This window comes from Paraclostridium dentum, assembly GCF_012922555.1.
Taxonomy (GTDB): Bacteria; Bacillota; Clostridia; order Peptostreptococcales; family Peptostreptococcaceae; genus Paraclostridium; species Paraclostridium dentum.
This window is the reverse complement of the sequence record NZ_WIPK01000001.1, coordinates 702,936-724,542: the sequence shown is the minus strand read 5'-3', so window position 1 is coordinate 724,542 and position 21,607 is coordinate 702,936. Positions and strand designations below refer to the sequence as shown.

Below are 21,607 nucleotides of genomic sequence, written 5' to 3'. Positions count from 1 at the left end.
TGAGTATACACTCAAGGCTTTTTATATTATGCAAAATCTGCACAATATTAGATTCCTTAAATGATAGCTCAACACAAATATAATTTGTGACAGTGATGTATATATTTTATACATCCCCAGCATATAACCTTAAAGCATCAGTTATAAACTTCGGCGATAATTCCTTTCCTAGTAAATCTATGTGCTTAACTCATTACTAGTACTTATAAGTACCGCGCCTCTACCTTTTTTATTCACTTTTTATATTAAGTAAATTATATATATGTTATTGTAAATAATCAACTGTTTTTCCATTATTTTCTAAACTTTCATTATTTTTAAAACTTATCTAACAACTTTTCTAGTTAGAGTCCCTATACCTAATCCCATCATTACAACACCAATTAGGACTTCTAAATTTGTTAGTATATAACTAATTTCTGTTGGCTTACAATTTATAGTTCCAACGCCTCCAAAAGATCCTATACTTAAACTTAGTGTTTCATTTAAATCTTTTAAAACTTTAGAAATAGATAGTTTTTTTATAGTGCTCATATTATAAATAATTGTTTTATCATCTACTTCTACTCCTAAAAACAAATATAAAATTGCAAAAATAACTATAATAACTAACGATGAATATATTGCAAATTCAGGTCTTTCTCCGTATCCACAAGTTAGCCAGTATAAATAGGATTCTAACTTAGGTATTATTTTTAAAGACTTTCTTTGAGTGCTTTTACATAGGTAATAGTACTCTCCAAAGTTATTGTTTAATGAGTTTTCTTTAAACTTATCAGCTAAGGTTTCATATGTCATATAAAGACCTTCATATTCGTCTCTAGTTTTAAACTTAACAGGTAATTTATCAAAGAAGCTTTTTTCATCTAGTTTGGTTTGAAATTTATCTCTGAACTCTAAATCTTTAATATATGTTGAAATAGTTTTGGCACCACATAAATCACAGTCAGAAAAAATTATCATATCCAAATAACTGTCTATAATTATAATATTGTCTATTGCACTTTGTTCAAAATTAGTTGTTCTCAATTTGCATTTTTCAAAAATAGCAAAAGATAGTATACAATTTAAAAATTTTGAATAAATATCACAATTTATAAAATGACAAGAAAAATTATCATATTTATTTAAAGATGGCTTATTCTGACTATCTTCTTTAAAAAAGCTACAATTTTCAAAACTTACGCCTCCATCTTCAAATTTACAATTTTCAAATATACATCCTACAAACCTGCACTCTTTAAACTTTAAGTTTTTGAATGTACACCCTATAAACTTTGTACATATAATATCTTTATTTTCTATATTAGAAAAATTATCTTCATCTAAAATTCCTTGTTTTCCAAATATTTCATCGGTAAAAACTTTAAAACTGTACTGTTTGCAAGGGTTATATGTTTCAGGTAAATTCTTATGCCTCAATATGCTATCAAATAAGTTTTTATTGTTTATCTTCCTTTTGTGTAACTGATTTTTAGTTACATAAACTTCTTCTTTAAAATTTATATATCCCATCTAAATCTTATTTATACTTAAGTTGTATACCCTTAATATTTTTTATTTGATGAGCATGTAAAAAGTTTTTTATTATCATATAAATACCTCCATAGAAGACTATTATTTACTTATTGTCTCTTATTTGATTACATAATATTCCTACAGTTAAAATTAAACGCAAAAAAGCCATATCAATCCTTATTTAAAGAATTTAATATGGTTTTTTATTTAACATTGAGTTTTATTTAATTATTAATATCCAAAATTCTCATCTATAAAAATAACATGTATTCTTCCTTGAACTCTTTGTCTTTTTATTAAAGTATATTCACAGCATATTCTATCGCTACTTTTACAGTCCATGCAGTAACCAGAAACTTTACAAGGTGTTTTGGTATCTAATCTTTTAGCATTAGCAGGGGCAGAAAATTGTTCATTTCTTTTTATAGCCGCGTCTACATCTTTAACTATTTTATTTACTCCACATATAACGATAACTTTATCAGGTCCATATAGCATTGCGGCTACTCTATTTCCATTTCCATCAACATTATAAAGTTCTCCATTTTCTGTTATAGCATTCGTGCTTGTAAAATATGCATCTGCAAAAAATGATTTTCTATATATGTCTTTCATGTCATTAGGCTTAAGGCCCTCTTTATATCTATCAAGAAAATCGAATCTTCCTTCTCTTAAGTGCTCTATTACACCTGCTTCGAATAAAGTTTGTGAACCTCCACATGCAACAAAAGAGTTCTCTTCTACTAGCTCATCTATTTTTTTTATTAAATCTTCTTTAGATTTTACCAAGTATCCATTCATATTGTTATTTTCTAAAGCCTTAATAGTTCTTTCAATTTGTCTTTCGTATACCCACTGTAAATTCTTATCCATTTTTATATATCCCTCCTATTAAATTTATTAAAATTTTTACCCCTATAGTAGATAAGAGCATTTATTTCACATCCTAATAGCATAATCCAGCTACTTAAGTAAAACCAAGTAAGCAGGGCTATAATGCCTCCTATACTTCCATATATAACTTGATAATTTGAAAAGTTATTTGTATAAAAAGAAAATATAACTGAAACTAATATCCATCCAAATATAGATAAAATAGCTCCTGGCATTGCCTCTATTAAATTTATCTTTTTATTAGGTCCATATCTAAATAAAGAACTAACTATCCATATGGTTATGGCTATTACAAAAGAATATCTGAACAAATTCCATGTTGGCATAAACAGTTTACTAAGTCCTAAAAATTTAAAAATTATATATCCAACCTTTTCTCCATATAATAAAAATACCATAGATGAAATTATTAATACTATGAGTTCTACTGTAAAATAAAATGATATAAGTATTAGTTTGAAAAAAGATCTAGTTTCTTTTAAATTGTATGATTTGTTTATGCCCTTTATAAATACTCTAACTGCACGAGATGAACTCCATAAAGTAAAGATAAAACTGAATACAGTTAAGCTTATACTTTTATCACTTATTGCAGAGTTTATTATAGATTCAATCATAGCAAATGCACTATTGGGAATCAAATCATTAAATGAATTTAAAAACTTATTAATATGAATTATCGGTATATAACTTAATAAGTTTATCATAAATATCAAAAAAGGAAATATAGAAAGCAATAGGTAATAAGACATAGCTGCAGCTCTTGAATTAACATCATTTATGTTTACTTTTTTATAAATAACATTATTTTGAACATTGCTTTTTATATTATTTATATTATTTATAAGATCAACCACCTTTCACTCCTATAATATAATATCACATTATATTATATATCAAAAAATAAAAGTATTGCTAGTTTTTAGCAATACTTTTATTTTTTAATATATTATTTTATATAATTTCTTAATTTATTTTTTGTATTTTCATCTGCAAAAGAAGCTTCAACACTATTTAGATAAATTGTTTTATAGTCATTTTCACTCATTTCAAAGTTATTAAATATTATGTTATATTCATTAGTTAAATCAATATCTGAAACTGTTCTATTGTCAGTATTTAAAGATACTTTTATTCCATCTTTATGGAAATTATTTAACGGATAATTTTCTATGTTTTTTATAGCTTTAGTTTGTAAGTTACTTGTAGGGCACATTTCTAAAGTAACATTATTTTCTTTAACAAGATTATAAGCTTTTTCACAATCTTTTATAAACACTCCATGACCTATTCTTTCAGCTTTTAAAAGTGTGATGGCATCATATACATTTTCTCCTATTCCAGTCTCACCAGCATGTATAGTTACTCTATATCCATAGCTTCTAGCTAAAGAAATAGGTTCTTCAAATTTTTCACAAAATTGTTCATTTTCACTTGAGCATAAATCAACGGCAACAACTCCATTGTTTAAATATTCTTTTCCAGCTTCTATTACATCATAACTGCTTTCAACGCTCATAGTTCTCATACATGATAATATTAAATTGCCTTTAATGTCATAAATTAATTCAGCTTTTTTTATTCCCTTTAAAACACTTTCTATAACTTGTTTTGTATTTAAGCCTTTATTTATATGAAGTAATGGTGCAAATCTTATTTCCATATAAACTATGTTTTCTTTTGATGCATCCTCCATAAGTTCAAAAGCAATTCTTTCTAAACTATCTTCATCTTGCATTATAAGTCCTGGCAATTCAAATCTTTTTAAATATTCATCTAATGACTTACAGTCCTTAGGTGCAACCATCATATTTTTTATTTCTTCGATATTTTTTGAAGGTATATCTATGTTCTTCATGTTAGCTAATTCTATTATAGTGCTCGGTCTTACGCTCCCATCTAAATGGCAATGTAATTCTATTTTTGGTAATTTTTCAAAATTCATATATCTATCTCCCTTTATATATATTTGTTTTTATTATTTATTTTATATATTAAATATGTAAAAATGCAAAAAAATCCTGATTACAAAGAAAATACATTAAGCATTTTCTTTGTAATCAGGATTTTTTCGGAACCTGGTAGAAACTCCCAAACCATATTATTGGGATTATACAAAGTGAATTTTTATATTGTTAATGATTATATCATAAAGTCTAATAATGTCAATTGTTTTTAAAAATAAATATAAAAATAGGTATTGTTAGTTTAGTTTTACTAAATAAAACAAAAATTAATATAAACTAAAGATTAGGAAAACTAAACTTAATAACAATTAATATAAATTTTTTATTTTTTACATGTAGCTAAACCTATTGAAATCACTTGTTTACATTTAGATTTTTCAAAAACCAAAAAAAACTTCACAAAAATCATTGCAAATTTGCTTTTTTTTTCGTATAATATTTAGTTTGCTTTTTTGCTGTATACAAATTTGTATTTATTATATATAATGTTATTAAATACAAGAAAAAGGAAGGGATATTATGGCCAGGCGGCGATCTGTAGAACAAATTCTACTAGTACTGATAGGTTCTATTATACTATCATTTGGAATTTATAATTTTAATTTTCAAAACAACATTACGGAAGGTGGAGTGTTAGGATTTTTACTACTGTTAAAAAATTTATTTAACATTAGACTTTCATTAGCAAATCTTATCATAGACTGTGCTCTACTATTAGTAGGATACAAGTTTTTTGGTAAAAAATTCATTAAGTATTCGTTAATAGCAACGATTAGCTTCTCTTTATCATTCAGCTTTTTTGAAAGCATAGGTCCAGTTATACCTAAATTTGATAACTTAATACTGGGAAGTATAATTGCCGGTGTTTTTGTTGGTTTAGGATCTGGTTTAGTTGTTAGAGCAGGAGGTGCAGCTGGTGGAGACGATGCTTTAGCATTAGTAATTTCTAAGACTACATCTTTAAAAATTGGTAAAGTTTATATGATAAGTGACTTTTTTATATTAGGTTTATCATTAATATATTTATCATTTTCTCAAATAGCTGTATCTTTAATTGCGGTCAGCGTAAGTGGAAAAGTTATAGACTTTGTATACTCATACAAAAACAAAGACATTGTAAGAGTTTAATTATAAAAGGGATATAAGATTATATTAATATAATCTTATATCCCTTTAAAATTTTAAAATACTATGTCTATTTTATAGTATTATCTTTTATTTTCAAATATAGTTTTTGTAGTATCTAAATCCTTACCTACACATCTTTGACTGTTTATTCTCTCTAAAGCAAGTATTTGCTTTGAAAACCCATTGAATACTTCTGATAATTTTTTTAACATAATTAAAATCCCCTTTCATGTTTTACATATTGTATACAATATACTGTATATGATTTTTGATGCAAAGTCAAGTATTTTTACAATAAAAACAAAAAAAGAAATGTTAAAATTTAATTTTTTAACATTTCTTTTTTGTTTTACATAAGATTATAATATTTTTTTAATATTACAGCTCTTATAGATTCATATTTTATATTGTCAGGCAATTTTTTCTTTATAAGACTAATCTTGTCTATTCCTTCTTCTTCACATATTTTTAATATATGTTCTTCATCTTCTTCAGTATAATATTTTTCTAAATTCACCTTGAAATCTATTTCTGATCCATTCTTTATCATATCTGTTACATAACCTAATATAGTAGAAATAGATACCTCTATTTCATTGGATATGTCTTCCAATTCTTTACTTTCTCTTAGCATATCTAATGCTATTTCTTCATTAGTTCTACTATCTCCATCTATTATAACTTTCAATCTATTTTTTTCTTTCCAAATTTCAGATATATTATTTTCTTCTGTGTACCTATTAACTATGTCTAAAAATACATGTCCATATTTTTTTACTTTTACAGGACCAAACCCACTTATATCATTTAGTTGATCTTCATTTGATGGATACCTTCCACTAATTTCTTTTAATGAATTTTTAGATATTATCATAGTTGGCAATACCCCTTCATTTTTAGCAAGTTCACTTCTTTTTATATATAATTTTTCATAAAGTTCTTTATCTGTTTTAATATCTATAAAGTCAAGTTTTTCCTCTTGTGAACTTATAAAGTCACCCTGTATTTTTATATTATTTTCTTCAACATATTTGATTATTGCACTTTTAAATATTTCTCCATATTTCTCATATTTTATATTTCCGACACCTGGAATTTTTAGCATACTTTCTTTTGTTATCGGGTATTTACTAGACATAACTTTTAAAGTTCCATCTCCAAATATCATATAAGGAGCTATATTTTCTTCTTTTGATATATTATATCTAATTTGCTTTAGAGTATCATACAGTTCATTTGATATTTCTAAGTTTTTAGATACTTTGCTTTCTTTAAATTCTACCTTAATATCTCCCTTTAGCGTTTTCATTGAGTTTTCATTTAATTTTATGGTTGGGTAAGTTCCATCTATAGAATCTATAAAACCATGAGATATAAGTGTATTGATAAAAGTTTTTAAATCATCCGATGAGTAATGTTTCATTATTCCGTAAGTAGATAATTCATCAAATCCAAATTGTAATACTTTTTTGTTTTTAGATCCTCTAAGCACATCTATAATCATAGTTATTCCAAAACTTCTTTTCATTCTAGCTATACATGAAATAACCTTTTGAGCATCTAAAGTTTTGTCAACTAAGCTTCCATCATCTAAACAATTACTACAGTTTCCACATTCCTCTTTAAAATCTTCTCCAAAGTAATTTATAATACTTTTTCTATAACAATCATTACTATATACTAAATCTGACATATCCCTTAATTTTTTATATTGAATGTTTTTTCTATTTGGGTTTTCTGTACCAATTTCAATTAAATATTTTTGTATATGTACATCTCCAGGCGTAAATAAAAGTACACATTCACTTTTTTCACCATCTCTACCAGCTCTACCAATTTCTTGATAGTAATTTTCTATACTCTGTGGCATGTTATAATGTATCACGTATCGTATATTAGGTTTGTCTATTCCCATTCCAAATGCATTGGTAGCAACCATAACACTTACATCATCTTTTATAAAACTCTCTTGATTTAATTTTCTTTCTTCAGCTCCAAGTCCTGCATGATACCTAGATACATTGTACCCTCTTTTATTTAATCCTTCATATATCTTATCTACTTCTTTTCTGGTTGCCGCATATATAATTCCACTTTCAGATTTATGATTATTAATATACTCTAATAGATACTTATTTTTATTTGAAGCTTTTTCTATAGTTATAGTTAAATTTTCTCTGTCAAAACCAGTTATAAATAATTTAGGATTATTAAGTTCTAATAAGTTTATAATATCGTTTCTTACTTCCATTGATGCTGTCGCTGTAAATGCAGTAATTATAGGCCTTTTTTCTAAGTTATTTATGAATTGAGATATTTTTCTGTAGCTAGTTCTAAAATCATGCCCCCACTGAGATACGCAGTGAGCTTCATCTATGGCTATTTGGCTTATTTCTTTAGATTTTATTAAATTTGAAAATTCATATGAATCTAATCTCTCTGGTGCTATATATATAATTTTATATTTATCATCATCTATATTTTTTATTATATTTGAAAGTTCCATTGTAGATAAAGAACTATTTATAAAAGTTGCATCTATTCCCATTGTCTTTAACGAATCCACTTGGTCTTTCATTAGAGATATAAGAGGAGATATAACTATCGTTAGACCATTTAAAATAAGAGATGGTATTTGATAACATATGGATTTTCCTCCTCCAGTTGGCATAATCGCTAGAATATCATTTCTTTTTATAATTTCATTTATTATATCTTCTTGACCTTTTCTAAATTTTGGATATCCGTAATATTTAGATAGTACATCTAAAGGCTTTATATTCATCTATCTTCTCCTTTAAAATACTTATTATTGTAAAACTTTTTTCTTAAAACAAGAAAACTCCTTAAGTATGCATAAGCATACTTAAGGAGTGTTATATACTATATTATATATAAATTATGCTAAAGTAACATTAGCAGCTTGAGGTCCTCTAGCACCTTCAACTATTTCAAAGTTAACAGCTTGACCTTCTTCTAATGATTTGAATCCATCTTTTTGTATAGCTGAGAAATGTACGAATACGTCATCTCCACCTTCTACAGATATAAATCCAAATCCTTTTTCATTGTTAAACCATTTTACTGTTCCTTGTTTCATTATGGAATCCTCCTAAAAATTAAAGCACAATCTTTCAGTACTTCTTTACTATTTGTGTTAATGATATCATATATATTTATCAATTACAAGCGTTTTACCAAATAAATATTTAAAATATTCATTTAATTAGTAATTAGATTAATTAGCTCTTCCTTAGATAACATCTTTATAAAACTCTCATTTTTTAAGTCTTCACTTATAATTTTTTGTATAAGCTCTTTCTTATCTTCTTGTAGTTTTATTATATTTTCCTCAATACTTCCTTTAGAAATAAGTTTTATAACTTCAACAACATTTTTTTGACCGTATCTATGAGCTCTATCTGTTGCCTGACTCTCTATAGCTGGATTCCACCAAGGATCAAAATGTATAACTACATCTGCAGACGTAAGATTCAATCCTGTTCCTCCTGCTTTTAATGATATTAAGAATACTCTTACATCTTCACTCTTATTAAATTCATCAACTAATTCAACACGTTGTTTCGGATTAGTTTGACCATCTAAATAAAAATAATTTATATTTTCATTTTCAAGTTCTTTTCCTATATTCTTTAATACAGATGTAAATTGAGAAAAAATCAATATTTTGTGATTATTTTCAATATTCTCACTAACTATTTCATTTAAAACATTAATTTTACCACTTTCCCCATTGTAATTATCTATTTTTATAGATGGATCTAAGCAAAGTTGTCTTAGTGTTGTTAGGTATGATAAAATAGTTATCTTATCTTTATTAAAATCTGCATCTTTCATTTTCTCTTTTATATCATCTACATATGTTTTATATACTTTCTTTTGATCTTCTGTCATCTCAACAAAGAAATTAGTTTCAATTTTATCAGGAAGTTGAGATAAAACTTCCTTCTTTAGTCTTCTTAACATAAATGGCTGTATTTGCTTTTTGAGTTCTACTATATTATCAGTAGTTTTTAAAAATTTCTCTTGGAATTTATTTTTAGAATATAAATATCCAGGCATAATAAAATCAAATATAGACCACAATTCTAATAAATTATTTTCAATCGGAGTTCCTGTAAGCGCAAATCTAACAGAAGCTTTTACTTGTTTTACAGCTTCAGAATTTTGAGAATATGGATTTTTTATATTCTGAGCTTCATCTATTATACAGTAATCAAACTCTATATTTTCTAATTCACTAAAATCATTCTTTAAAATAGTATACGTTGTCAATATAACATCATTTTCATCTATGTTTTTCAACATTTCCTTACGCTCTGATTTGCTACCATGTAAAACCAATATATTTAAATTTGGTGCAAAAGTTTCAAATTCATTCTTCCAGTTATATATAAGTGATGTAGGTGCAACTACAATGCTTTTTTTATTTTTTTGTGAAAGTAAAAAAGCTATAGTCTGTATAGTTTTACCTAATCCCATTTCATCTGCTAGTATTCCTCCAAATTGTAAATGACTTAAAGTTTTAAACCATTTAAAACCTTGAATTTGATATTCTCTAAGACTTGCATTTAACTCTTTAGGCACTAAAACGTCCATATTATTTATAGTTTCAAAACTGGTTGATATCTCATCTATTTTATCCATTCCACTGATAAAAGAAATTTCATTTTCATCTATTAGGTTTTTCAAGTATATAGAACTTGCACTTCCTAAGCTATATAAAACCTCATTACTATCTTCATCAATTTGTTCATCATTATCTGTGGAAATGTTCCTATCCTTTATATCATCCAATAATTCAAGGAATTTAACCATTTGATCTTCTTCAAGATTTATATAGCTTCCATTTCCTAACTTATAATATTTACGTTTATTTCTTAATGCTTCTAGTATATTTTCTATTTCATGTTTTTCTATATCATCTATATTAAATGTAAATTCTAAATAATTTTGTTTATTTAAGTTAAAGTTAGCTTTTATATCACTGCCTTTATACACTTTTACTTTTTTCAATTTATCTGAATAATAAATTTCACCAATATTATTTAAATCAAAAATCTTTTCTTTAAAAAATTCGTATAATTCATCAGGTGATAACTTACACAATAATTTATCTCCAGATCTTTCAAATCCATAAGAACATACAGTATCCTCTATTTCATTTTCTTTTTTAAAGTTTCTAATAACATATCCATTTTTCTTGTTTTCAGTTTCATCAGTATATACATAATCTATAAAACAAGAAATATTATTTTTCATTTTATCGAAGTAAAATTTAACATCTAAATTATTACGTATTTGACTTTCTAAACTTTCATCAAAAGATATGTTCTTAGAAGCTCTTTTTAATACAGGAAGTACTCCATTAAATAGGCTATCTGCAACATCTTTCTTAAATGTTATACTACCATTTTTAGTAAATAAATTATGAAATGGAACATAATTATAACATTGCTTGTCTGATATAAGATATATTTCACTATCTAACAATACGACATCACCTTTAGCATTTAAAAGTGATATATCTTTACTATTAGAGCTTAGTACAAGCTTATTCCCATCTTCATTTATATGAAAAGATATATCTATGTCATTATTTCTTATATATGTTTTATATACTTTATCATCATAATTAAATATTATTTCCTTATTTCTTATATTTCTCAAAAAGTTTTTTAATCCACTTTCCAATATATTTAAGTATTTTCCATCTATAAGACTTATATCTACTTTAGAATCTTTGTATAAAGTTTGATCTATATTTATATATTCTTCTACAAAATTTATAATAGACTCATCCTCTATAGAAAAATAATCAGAAACAGGGTTATACTCAAAGTCTTTACCATATTTTATAGATATACGTTCTCTTCTAGAATATATAAATTCAGGAATGCTTTTTAATACATACATCTTATCTATTCCTATTTTAAAACTTACTTGGTAGTAATTTCCTATGTTAGAGTTTTGCTTTGTTAAAGTCATTTCCAGATTTACTTTTCTATTTTGTGATAGTTTTTCATTTGCTATTTTTATAATTTGAGTTGATGGATCTAGTTCTTCTTCTTTTTTCTTTCTATCTATTTTTTGTTGTTTTATTTTTCTTTGTAACATATCTATATAAACAAGAAAAGCAGCTATATTGTGTTTGCATATAAAATTCTTATTTTCATTTTCATTATTTACAAAGTCTATACAATTACATCTTGCACTTATAATTTCTTTTTTCTTCAAATCTATTTCAAGTGTCGTATAATGTATTTCATTTGAGAAATCTGCACCTATTATTCCATCAATTGTTAAAACTCCATTTTTTGTTTGAGGTGTCACTTGATCTACAATTCCTTTTTTATAATAAGTATATCCCCTCGCCCACATCGATTTTTGTGTACCTTCTCTTACCATGTCTATTAATTCTTTAAGTTGCAATTTTCTCACCTCTCATTTTTTGAACATCTTTTTATTATATCATATTTAAAATTATAATTTGATAAAATTAAATTTTTAATTTAAATTTTATCAAATTAATTTCATTAAAATAAAAAAGAATACTATGCTAAAAGTAACTTTAGTATAGTACTCTTTTTTATATGTTAAAAATTTCATCATTTTTAATTTCTATAAAATCTATTATCCGCTTAAAAACTTCTTCTTTTTTAGGTCCTAAGGTTAGACTATGAGTTGCATCATCAATCCAGTATAATTTTTTATAGTTACTATGTATCCCATTATATAATGCATATGCACCCTCTTTTTTAACTTGAGAGTCGTTTTTGTCTTGAAGAATTAATGTATCTGAATCTATATTTCTTAAGCAACTACTCGCTGCTCTTGATGCAAGATGCAATTGATGAACTGCATGTAATGGAAAAACATTATAATGCAATCTATATTTATCACAATCATCAGGTCTTTTTGAATTAGATGTTTCCCAACCAGTATATTTTTTAAAATATTTTAATACCCCTGTATATTTGACTAATCTATTATTAGGCTTAATAGCGCATGCTAATAATATTAATTTATCAATATGATAATTAGATGCTAAAATAAGTGCTAAAAGTCCTCCCATAGAATGGCCAATTACAATCACTTTTTCACATTCAAATAACAATTCTTCATATGCACTTTCAACATCATTATACCAATCTATATAAGATACTTTTAGTAATTCATCATGAGTTGTACCATGACCACTTAAAAGAATAGAATTCACTGTATAACCTTTATCGTTTAAGACTTTAGCTAAAGGATACATTTCTGCTGGTGTGCTTGTAAACCCATGTATTAATAAACACCCTATATTATTACCATTAAATTTATACGATTTTTTTAAATCCAATGTACCACTTCTCCCTTATAACAACAACTTTAATATCGATTTCCTAGTTTACTAAAATTATACCATTTATTGGTATATCTTACAATTTTAATATAACTAAAAAAAGACTATATCATTTCGATATAATCTTTTTATTACTATTTAATATATCTTTTTAAAACTTTAGATATAGGAATTCCAATTACCATTCCAACAACTATCTGAGTTATATTTCCTGGTATAGACCCTATCGGTTGAATATAATTTCCATATAATATGAATTCTGTTATATAGTATCCTATTACCATCCACACTCCAGAAATGCTTATTGCTATTATATTTGTTATTACGCTATTACCTTGCTTGTTTTTAGACCATGCTATACTCCCAATTATATATCCCATTACTCCTCGTATAATAAATGTAAATGGTGCCCATATAGCCCATTCTGACAATAAGTCAAATAAAGCCATTCCAAATGCTCCTGCACATGCCCCTTTTTTATTTCCAAATACTATTGCTGATATAAATAGCATAGTATTACCTAAATGTACTAATCCTCCATTCGATGCTATAGGAAGCCTTATGTTAATAAACCTAGTTGCTATAAATACTAAAGCTATAAGTAAAGATGTTTCAACTATATCTTTTGTTGTGAATTTTTGTTTATTTTTAGTAGTTACAGATTGCATCCAAATTCTCCTTTTATTCATAGTATTTATTAAATAAATTTACCAAACATCCGTTTCCTTTAAATCCTAAGTCGGCTAAGCTTTTATCTAAAATATTTAATATATATATTATATTTTCTAGCCTTGCATTTTCACCCATATGCCCCAATCTTAATAAAGAATTTTTATATTTCCCTAATGAAGTCCCTATGACTACGTTATAAGTATTTAAAATATAATTTACCAGATTTAGTGCCCCTATTTCTTTTGGTATTTCTATAGCTGTTACAGTGTTAGAAAATCCTGACTCAAGAAATAATTTTAACCCGAATTCTGATAATGCTCTTCGAGTTGCTTTAGATATTTTTTCATGCCTAGTTATAACATTTTCAAGCTCATCTTCAATTATATTATCCACAGCTTTTCTTAAACTTAATATATCACTTATAGGCATTGTATATGGAAAATATTTATTTTCATAATAGTTATCCCATATACTTAAGTTACAATAAAATCCAATTATATTTGTTTTTCTATTTTTTATAGATTTTTTAGCTTCTTCACTTAAACTTACTATCGTTAACCCTGGTTGAGCCGACAAAGCTTTTTGTGATCCCCCAAGAATAATATCTATTTTCCATTCATCAACTAAAAGCTTTTCTCCAAACATTGCTGCTACGGAATCTACAACTGTAAGTATATTATGTTTTTTAAGAAGTGGACATATTGTGCTCAAATCATTCAAAACACCGGTTGGAGTATCACAATGCACTATTGTTGCAAATTTAAAATCATTATCGTATTCTAAAAATTTTTCAAGTTCATCTGTATTTATACTGTTTCTATGATCTTGGCTAAAAAGAACCACCTCTCCACCGTACATACTAACGAAATCTTTAAACCCATTACCAAATATCCCATTATCTATAACTAGTACTCTATCTCCTTTTTCAATTAAAGAAGCGCATGCTGCTTCAAGTCCAAGTATTCCTTCTCCACATAATAAGTACACATCATTTTTTGTTTTTATAATATTAGCTAAAGTGTCGCAAGTCTCTTTATAAAATTCAACAAATTCTAAATCAATATCTGGATTTGTAGTTTTTTTAGATCTAGCTTGTCTTACATTTTCTCTTATGTTAGTAGGCCCTGGTGTATATACTATTTTATTATTCATAATCAAAACATCCCCCTTTTGATTCAAGTCTATGTTTTGATTGTATATTATAAAAGATAATAACGATACAATTTTTGTAAAATTTTAAAGTTTTTGCTATTTGTACCCATACAATTTTAACCCTAAAAAAATAGATGCATAATGCATCTATTTTTTTTAGGGTTAATGTTTTTGTTTTTAGGGTTGTATTATTACTTATTTGGGAGGTATATCCTATATTTAAATAATAATGCACTTTTATGAATTTAATATGAACTTAATATGAATAATTCTAAAATTTATCTAATTGCCAGGTCTAACAGATTTATAAATATTGAATTTACTACTTTCGGTTATTTCTTTTGAATCTGCAACTAAGTATTTGTCTGTATCCCTAACTCTTACAATATTTCCATCTATCGTTTTTAAGACTTTAGAAAGATCCCCTGTATTTTCTCCTCTAAATAATGAAGCTTCTTCCATTTTTTTCGTATCAGCTATTAATAAGCCTCCTTCTCCTATCCTTACATAATATCCTTTTTGGGTTTGTATAATAGCATTACCATCTAAAAATTGTAAAATATTAAATTCCTCATTAGCGGTTTGATTGAACTCAGTTGCCGATAAGTATGATCCACCACCATCTATTGCGGTAACAAACCTTTCTTCTGATACAGAAATCATTACTATATCAGTGTACTCTATTTTAGTTACTTCTTTGATTTTAAAAGACGTCCTTTCGTTTTGAATTAAATCGTTAGCTACTAAATATCCATTAGTTTCTACTTTTACATAGTATCCACCATCTGATTTTAATGCTACTTCTTTATCATTTATAGGCATTAAAGTAAATATTGTTGCATTTTCCTTTTCTTGAACCGATGCAAATAAAAAATCATTTTTAGAATCTATTTTAATATAATAACCTTCTTGAGTTTGAATTAAAACATTACCATTATCTATATCTTGTAAAATAAACCTATCTGATAATTGGCTATCTTCTTTATTAGCTATTAACCTATCATCTTCTCCATTTACAGATACATAATTTTCATTAAAAGTTGACTTTATAGTTACTAATTTATTTCTCTTATCATTTAAATCCCTTTTTGCTTTTTCATAAGTAGTTTTACTTATAAGTCCCTTTTTATATAAATACTTAAAATACATCAAGTGTATATTATTATCATTCACGCTAAAACCCCCTACACATTTTTTATAATAAGTTCTATTTCTAATATATGAAATGAATATATTTTTGTTTCTATTTGTATTTTATAATTCAAAACAAAATGACCTATAATTTAAAATTATAAGTCATTTTGTTTTATCAATTGTTTTTCCTAGATAACTTATATAAATTATAAAAATTAATAAGCACAATAAGAAAATTTGATATAGCCACTGGATATGCATTTACACTTACACCATATATGACAAATAAAATACATCCTATAGAGTTTATCACTCTAAGTTGCACTATAGATGTCATCATTAGTGAAATTACTATAAATACAGAAGCTAAATACCCTACATATTCAATTGGTGCAACACTAAACATAAAACTACTCCTTTTTATATAATTATGATTAGTGTTACTTTTTTTATTTTATTGTATGCATATATATTTAAGGTTTAAATATTGTTCAATTTCTTTTAAAGGAATATTAAATTTAGGAATTGAAACATAATATGGAGCTATCTCATAAATTTCAAAGTATACTACTAAGTTATCATCAGTCATATAAAATTCTTGATTATCTTTTATACCTTTAAATCCCTCATTTCCTTCAAAGAATATCTCCTTGTTTTTTTCAATATAACTTTGTATATAAGCATTGATAATTTTTTTATAATCTACACCTTTCTTAAATAAATCATTTAATAAAACTTTCTCACCTGTATCTAAATCATAATTGTAAGATTCCAAGTAAGTCATACCATGTGCTCCGCCAGTAAACTCGTAAAACTCAACGGGTATGCTTATAAAATTATTTTTATCATAAGTTACATCAAAGTTTGAATAGCCTTCATATTTAAATTTAACATCTCCTTTTTCATAAATTTTTTTATAGTTCAGCGATTCTTTTTCTAAATTATCTTTAAATTTAATTATATCATTATAAATTATTGTGTTTATACTTTGGATTATTTCCTTATTATAATCATTATGATAAATATATTTAGGATAAATTAAAATCTTAGGATAAGTAATTTCATATTTTAAAAACTCCGTTTCTTTTTTTAGTAGATATTCCCCTACACAAGAATTATTAATTTTACATTCAATCTTATTGTCCATATAAAACCTCCTACATAATAACGTCTATACTAGAGTATGTTGATTTTATAAATTTGTTTAAAATTAAACCTAGATTTTATTTAATCACAAAAAAAGAGCGTTTTACGCTCTTTGCATTATAGGTATTTGAATACTAAATTCAGTTTCCATATCATCACTATAGACCTCAATATTACATTTATGAGATTCTAATAATTTTTTAATTGAGTACAATCCAAATCCTCTATTTTTACCTTTTGATGAGTATCCAAGTTCAAAGATTTTTTTCATATCTTTAATCTTACTACCGTTATTTTTTATAGAAATATTATGGTAGTCTATATCACTATATATATCAACATGGATATATTTATATTCTTTATCGTATTTCTTTAATTCATCTATAGCATTATCTATTATATTTAAAATTACTGAACTAAGTTCTGAATCTGATAGTTCTATATCTTCTAATATACTATCTATACACGCAGTTAATTGTATATCATATCTTAAAGCTCTTCTCTTTTTAGTATTTAAAATTGCATCCATATATGAACTTCCTGTACAAAAACAACTTAACCCACTACTTGCATCTTCCGATAATCCAAGTATGTATTTTCTAGCATCTTCGTTTTTTCCACTTGATACTTGCATTAATATAACCTGTAAGTGATTCATATAATCGTGCCTTTGCATTCTTAATGCATCAACAGTATCTTCCATTTGTTTTAAGTTATTTTGCATAAGATTTTGTTGGATTTCATTTAAAGCTTTTCTTTTATTATAATTTATAAGTACTAATAACATTCCTGAAAGGATTAAAACAAATCCAGACATCAAAAACAATGTTAAAAATTGTGAAATCTCATATTTCAAACTTTTATTTTCATATACAATAAATACAACGATTCCAACAACTGTAATTATGCAAGTACTTATATAAAATATTAGTCCTTCTATTTTTTTACTTTTATACACCTTACTAGTACTATCAATTTCCTTAATAAATTTTTGATACTTAAACATATTTATAAACATGAACATAATAGATATAGGGATATAGTATATCAAAATTTTTAAAATCTGATTTTTTAAAACATAGTCTAAATTAACCCCTATAACATTTATAAATGTTACGGATATTATCTCCAAGCAAAACAATGTTGATGCTGTGATTATAGTAGTGACTACACATCTTATAAACTTTACTTTTGAAAAAATCTGCATAATCGTAATTATTATTCCTATGACAATAATTGTACTTATACCATTTGGAAAAATATTTTTTATAAAATAGCATAAAACCGAGTATATTAATGACATATAAAGTATTTGTATTTTTCTTATTCTTTTTTCTACTATTAAGCTCAGTGATGTAAAAAATACTAATCCCTCTGGTATCCCCATGAAAATTAAGTCGACAATATCTATCTTCCCCACCCCCTTTAGTTTAAATATTAACATAAATTTTCAAACTCTTCCATATTTAAACTAAACATTATATATTTATTTGTATTTCGTAATTTTATATTAAAAATAAAAAAAGAAAGTGTTAACACTTTCTAAAAATTAAAGATATAATTATTAAAACTCCTATAGTCCCTGATATAGGGTACATAAAACTTACAAGATATGAAAAAGGAAGCATACCTCCCATTATCCCTAGTATAGTACAAAGTACAGCCATTATATTAAAACCTTTTGATTTTTCTAAATAACAACTGCTACATACATTCCAAAGAAGTGGAGCTGCTGTAGTATATATACCAGCTATAAGTATTACAGAAAAAACACTTCCAACTAGTGGAGATATCTGTTTTGCCATATATAAAGTTGGAATTTCTTGATTATATGTATTTTGAATATCTGATAAAAGAGCTATATTTATAAACATAGCAGATAATATAAGTATTAACCCACCTATAATACCTGCATATTTACAGTTCTTTATATTATGTACAGTTTTTCCTGCTCCTACTAGAAATGGTGTTGCAAAGATTATATTCAGTCCACTATATACAAAAGCTGCTATAGGCCAACTATCAATAGCTTTTGTCATTTCTAAGTTATTCACTATATAATCTATGTTATATAAATTTTCATAGTTTATATTTATAGTTTTTAAGCTTACAGCTATTGCAACTATTGCAATTATTGGACCTATACTCCCTAATATATCTATTACTTTGTTCATACCTAATATAACAGATATCATAGTTATAATTGCAAGTAATAATCCGCCTAGATTTTTGTCTATTCCATAGTATTGATTCATAGCAGCTCCTGCTCCTGCAATCATAACTATAAAGCTGCAAAGTGAAAAGACTGGTATTATTATTTTAAATACACGGCCTAATTTCTCGCCAAATAAATATAAAAATATATCATTACTATATTTTAATTTTTTTGATTTTCCTATTATAAATAACTTTGATCCACAATACATCATAATAATCATGCATACAATTCCTGATAATATGCTCTTACTCCCTTGAGATGAAAAAAACTGTAGTATTTCTTGACCTGTAGCAAAACCGGATCCTATACATACCGATAAAAATGCCCCAGATAGCAAAACTATCTCTTTTATGTTTTTAGTAATTTTAACCCCCTCCTATATATTAGAACTATAGTACTAATATATAGGAGGGGGGCTATTTATATTACTTAATTTATTTAATTAATTTAAATTACAAAATCATCCCCATACAAACTATATTAAAGAATTCTCCATCTATATAAGTTTCATTTTTTAATATACCTTCTACTTCAAATCCACATTTTTTATACAGAGCTATAGCTCTTGGATTATCTTCTCTTACTGAAAGTGATATCTTTGTAGTTATTTTATTATCTCTACACCAGTCTATTAAACAATCCATCATTATTTTTCCAAGTCCTAAATCACAATATTTTTCAGTTATTACTATACCTAATATACCTACATGCTTACCTTTTTTCTTTTGATTTGATGATATCGTTCCTATTCCTATTATTTTATCATCTACTAAAGCAAGTATCATAAAGTTATTATCAGATGAATTAGTTGATTCAATCATAGCTTCTTGCTGTTCTAAACTTACATTGTATTCATCTCCTCCAAATGATAAATATGTAGTTTCAGCTCCTACAGTATTATAAAACTTTATAATACTTTGTGCATCTTCCTTTGTGGATTCTCTTAAAGTTATTGATTGATTATTTTTCATAATTGCTATATTCATAATTTATTGCCCCCTTAGGTTTGTATATATCTATATTATTATTAATTATTTTATTTTTCAATACGTTTATATATTATAATAATAAAAAACCAGAAGCTAAATATAACTTCTGGTTTTATTATTATAATACATTTATAGTTGTTATTGGCTTTCTTAACATATAATGTTCTTCAACCGGTATGTCTAATTTCATTTTTACTATTTGTTTTGCATGTGGAGCAGATTCTATAGGTTCATTCTCTTCATTGTACATTTCTAAAATTTTGCCATACATTGTTTCTTTATATGGCCCTATTATTTCTATTTCGTCTCCTACAAACATTCTATTTCTTTGTTCAACTATAACTAGTTCACTTTCTTCTTCATGTCCTCTAACTACGCCTATAAAATCATAGTTTCTTACATACGATGCAGATTCATAGTTTTGATCTCTAGTAGATGTTTTTCCTAAGTAGAACCCTTCACTAAAATGTCTATGACTTCCTTTTTTAAGTTCTTCTAACCACATCGGATTAAACTCCCAATTTTCAGGATCTTTCATATACTCATCTATAGCCATTCTATAAGCTCTAACCGTAGTTGCTACATAGTATGCAGTTTTCATTCTTCCCTCTATTTTAAAACTGTTTATTCCACTTTCTATAATTTGTGGAATATAGTTTATCATACACATATCTTTTGTATTAAAGAAAAACTCCGCATCTACATCATCTAAGACTTTTTCATAGTCTCCATTTTCTTGTTCCTCAACCAATGTGTACTTCCATCTACAAGATTGTGCACAAGCTCCTCTATTAGCATCTCTACCTGTTGTATAGTTACTTATTACACATTTTCCTGAATAAGACATGCACATAGCGCCATGTATAAATGCTTCTATATCCATACCTTCTGGAGAATTGTCTCTTATCTCTTTTATTTCTTCAAAAGATAACTCTCTTGCCATAACAACCCTTTTTGCTCCTTGATTATACCAAAATGTAGCTGATGCAGCATTAGTTGTACTAGCTTGAGTACTTATATGTATTTCCATATTTGGCACAATTTTTTTAACTACGCTAAATACTCCTGGATCACTTACTATAACCGCATCTACACCTATTTCTTCAAGTTCTTTTAAGTAAGCTTCTAACTGTTCAAACTCTTCATTTCTAGGTATTATATTTACAGTAACAAATACTTGCTTGCCTCTTTCATGCGCAAATTTAACACCTTCTGCCATATCTTCTTTATTGAAGTTCTTAGCAGCAGATCTCATTCCAAATATTTCACCACCTATATAAACGGCATCCGCTCCATATATAAATGCTGTTTTTAATCTTTCTAAATCACCTGCTGGTGCTAATAATTCTATTCTTTGCATAGCGTCTCCTTTATAAGATATTATTATCTAAAACACCCTCTTTAAAATTAGTTGATTTAT

19 protein-coding genes and 2 riboswitches are annotated in these 21,607 nt (G+C 26.1%); of the genes, 1 reads left to right on the top strand and 18 read right to left on the bottom strand.

The window, feature by feature from the left end:
• Positions 1-56: 56 nt before the first annotated feature.
• Positions 57-231: riboswitch (Lysine riboswitch) on the bottom strand.
• Positions 232-324: 93 nt separating this feature from the next.
• From GFJ41_RS03320 to add, 4 genes are all read right to left on the bottom strand, one after another.
• Positions 325-1,515 (bottom strand): pentapeptide repeat-containing protein, encoded by a 1,191-nt coding sequence (locus tag GFJ41_RS03320; protein WP_170074605.1) that lies wholly within the window; start codon positions 1,513-1,515, stop codon positions 325-327.
• 234 nt (positions 1,516-1,749) lie between these two features.
• Positions 1,750-2,391 (bottom strand): lactate utilization protein, encoded by a 642-nt coding sequence (locus GFJ41_RS03315; RefSeq protein ID WP_035116366.1) that lies wholly within the window; start codon positions 2,389-2,391, stop codon positions 1,750-1,752.
• A gap of 2 nt (positions 2,392-2,393) precedes the next feature.
• Complete coding sequence (locus GFJ41_RS03310) at positions 2,394-3,269, bottom strand: YihY/virulence factor BrkB family protein (protein WP_025162954.1); 876 nt, start codon at positions 3,267-3,269, stop codon at positions 2,394-2,396.
• A 92-nt stretch (positions 3,270-3,361) separates the two neighbouring features.
• The gene (gene add / locus GFJ41_RS03305; RefSeq protein ID WP_035116367.1) at positions 3,362-4,357 is read right to left on the bottom strand and encodes an adenosine deaminase; all 996 of its coding nucleotides are present in this window, start codon (positions 4,355-4,357) and stop codon (positions 3,362-3,364) included.
• A 92-nt stretch (positions 4,358-4,449) separates the two neighbouring features.
• Positions 4,450-4,550, bottom strand: a riboswitch (purine riboswitch).
• Between the two features lie 348 nt (positions 4,551-4,898).
• On the opposite strand from add, the gene GFJ41_RS03300 reads away from it, so the two are divergent.
• Positions 4,899-5,507: a DUF6198 family protein gene (locus tag GFJ41_RS03300; protein ID WP_170074604.1), complete on the top strand. Its 609-nt coding sequence runs from the start codon at positions 4,899-4,901 to the stop codon at positions 5,505-5,507.
• Positions 5,508-5,587: 80 nt separating this feature from the next.
• Here GFJ41_RS03300 and GFJ41_RS18825 read toward each other — a convergent pair whose 3' ends face one another.
• The 14 genes from GFJ41_RS18825 to GFJ41_RS03235 all read right to left on the bottom strand — a co-directional run bounded on the left by GFJ41_RS18825 (position 5,588) and on the right by GFJ41_RS03235 (position 21,547).
• Positions 5,588-5,719 carry a hypothetical protein gene (locus tag GFJ41_RS18825; protein ID WP_021430567.1) on the bottom strand — a complete coding sequence of 44 codons (132 nt, stop codon included), beginning with the start codon at positions 5,717-5,719 and terminating at the stop codon, positions 5,588-5,590.
• Positions 5,720-5,856: 137 nt separating this feature from the next.
• On the bottom strand, positions 5,857-8,292 hold the full coding sequence (gene recQ, locus GFJ41_RS03295; protein ID WP_170074603.1) for a DNA helicase RecQ: 2,436 nt from the start codon (positions 8,290-8,292) through the stop codon (positions 5,857-5,859).
• A 114-nt stretch (positions 8,293-8,406) separates the two neighbouring features.
• On the bottom strand, positions 8,407-8,607 hold the full coding sequence (gene cspD / locus GFJ41_RS03290) for a cold-shock protein CspD (RefSeq protein WP_021430592.1): 201 nt from the start codon (positions 8,605-8,607) through the stop codon (positions 8,407-8,409).
• Between the two features lie 122 nt (positions 8,608-8,729).
• On the bottom strand, positions 8,730-11,960 hold the full coding sequence (locus tag GFJ41_RS03285) for an SNF2 helicase associated domain-containing protein (protein ID WP_170074602.1): 3,231 nt from the start codon (positions 11,958-11,960) through the stop codon (positions 8,730-8,732).
• A gap of 157 nt (positions 11,961-12,117) precedes the next feature.
• Positions 12,118-12,873: an alpha/beta hydrolase gene (locus tag GFJ41_RS03280; protein WP_170074601.1), complete on the bottom strand. Its 756-nt coding sequence runs from the start codon at positions 12,871-12,873 to the stop codon at positions 12,118-12,120.
• 137 nt (positions 12,874-13,010) lie between these two features.
• Positions 13,011-13,565 (bottom strand): ECF transporter S component, encoded by a 555-nt coding sequence (locus GFJ41_RS03275; RefSeq protein WP_226890213.1) that lies wholly within the window; start codon positions 13,563-13,565, stop codon positions 13,011-13,013.
• The gene (locus tag GFJ41_RS03270) at positions 13,558-14,700 is read right to left on the bottom strand and encodes a pyridoxal-phosphate-dependent aminotransferase family protein (protein ID WP_035116378.1); all 1,143 of its coding nucleotides are present in this window, start codon (positions 14,698-14,700) and stop codon (positions 13,558-13,560) included. Before GFJ41_RS03270 ends, GFJ41_RS03275 begins: the two co-directional genes overlap by 8 nt.
• A gap of 282 nt (positions 14,701-14,982) precedes the next feature.
• Positions 14,983-15,873, bottom strand: a complete 891-nt coding sequence (locus GFJ41_RS03265) for a fascin domain-containing protein (RefSeq protein WP_035116379.1) — start codon at positions 15,871-15,873, stop codon at positions 14,983-14,985.
• Between the two features lie 136 nt (positions 15,874-16,009).
• On the bottom strand, positions 16,010-16,240 hold the full coding sequence (locus GFJ41_RS03260; protein ID WP_021430586.1) for a YgjV family protein: 231 nt from the start codon (positions 16,238-16,240) through the stop codon (positions 16,010-16,012).
• 48 nt (positions 16,241-16,288) lie between these two features.
• Positions 16,289-16,981 carry a DUF3298 and DUF4163 domain-containing protein gene (locus tag GFJ41_RS03255; RefSeq protein WP_170074600.1) on the bottom strand — a complete coding sequence of 231 codons (693 nt, stop codon included), beginning with the start codon at positions 16,979-16,981 and terminating at the stop codon, positions 16,289-16,291.
• Between the two features lie 102 nt (positions 16,982-17,083).
• Positions 17,084-18,367, bottom strand: coding sequence for a sensor histidine kinase (locus tag GFJ41_RS03250; RefSeq protein WP_035116380.1), 1,284 nt, complete (start codon positions 18,365-18,367; stop codon positions 17,084-17,086).
• 145 nt (positions 18,368-18,512) lie between these two features.
• On the bottom strand, positions 18,513-19,535 hold the full coding sequence (locus GFJ41_RS03245) for a YkvI family membrane protein (RefSeq protein WP_052169155.1): 1,023 nt from the start codon (positions 19,533-19,535) through the stop codon (positions 18,513-18,515).
• 115 nt (positions 19,536-19,650) lie between these two features.
• Complete coding sequence (locus GFJ41_RS03240) at positions 19,651-20,184, bottom strand: GNAT family N-acetyltransferase (protein WP_035116384.1); 534 nt, start codon at positions 20,182-20,184, stop codon at positions 19,651-19,653.
• Positions 20,185-20,305: 121 nt separating this feature from the next.
• A complete protein-coding gene (locus tag GFJ41_RS03235; RefSeq protein ID WP_170074599.1) occupies positions 20,306-21,547 on the bottom strand; it encodes a peptidase U32 family protein in 1,242 nt (413 codons plus the stop codon).
• Positions 21,548-21,607 lie beyond the last annotated feature (60 nt).

Excerpts from the sequence above, each read along its gene's own strand:
- GFJ41_RS03320 (WP_170074605.1), bottom strand. The coding sequence starts at position 1,515 with ATGGGATATATAAATTTTAAAGAAGAAGTTTATGTAACTAAAAATCAG.
- GFJ41_RS03315 (WP_035116366.1), bottom strand. The coding sequence starts at position 2,391 with ATGGATAAGAATTTACAGTGGGTATACGAAAGACAAATTGAAAGAACT.
- add (WP_035116367.1), bottom strand. The coding sequence starts at position 4,357 with ATGAATTTTGAAAAATTACCAAAAATAGAATTACATTGCCATTTAGAT.
- GFJ41_RS03300 (WP_170074604.1), top strand. The coding sequence starts at position 4,899 with ATGGCCAGGCGGCGATCTGTAGAACAAATTCTACTAGTACTGATAGGT.
- GFJ41_RS18825 (WP_021430567.1), bottom strand. The coding sequence starts at position 5,719 with ATGTTAAAAAAATTATCAGAAGTATTCAATGGGTTTTCAAAGCAAATA.
- recQ (WP_170074603.1), bottom strand. The coding sequence starts at position 8,292 with ATGAATATAAAGCCTTTAGATGTACTATCTAAATATTACGGATATCCA.
- cspD (WP_021430592.1), bottom strand. The coding sequence starts at position 8,607 with ATGAAACAAGGAACAGTAAAATGGTTTAACAATGAAAAAGGATTTGGA.
- GFJ41_RS03275 (WP_226890213.1), bottom strand. The coding sequence starts at position 13,565 with ATGAATAAAAGGAGAATTTGGATGCAATCTGTAACTACTAAAAATAAA.
- GFJ41_RS03270 (WP_035116378.1), bottom strand. The coding sequence starts at position 14,700 with ATGAATAATAAAATAGTATATACACCAGGGCCTACTAACATAAGAGAA.
- GFJ41_RS03260 (WP_021430586.1), bottom strand. The coding sequence starts at position 16,240 with ATGTTTAGTGTTGCACCAATTGAATATGTAGGGTATTTAGCTTCTGTA.
- GFJ41_RS03255 (WP_170074600.1), bottom strand. The coding sequence starts at position 16,981 with ATGGACAATAAGATTGAATGTAAAATTAATAATTCTTGTGTAGGGGAA.
- GFJ41_RS03250 (WP_035116380.1), bottom strand. The coding sequence starts at position 18,367 with ATGGGGATACCAGAGGGATTAGTATTTTTTACATCACTGAGCTTAATA.
- GFJ41_RS03240 (WP_035116384.1), bottom strand. The coding sequence starts at position 20,184 with ATGAATATAGCAATTATGAAAAATAATCAATCAATAACTTTAAGAGAA.
- GFJ41_RS03235 (WP_170074599.1), bottom strand. The coding sequence starts at position 21,547 with ATGCAAAGAATAGAATTATTAGCACCAGCAGGTGATTTAGAAAGATTA.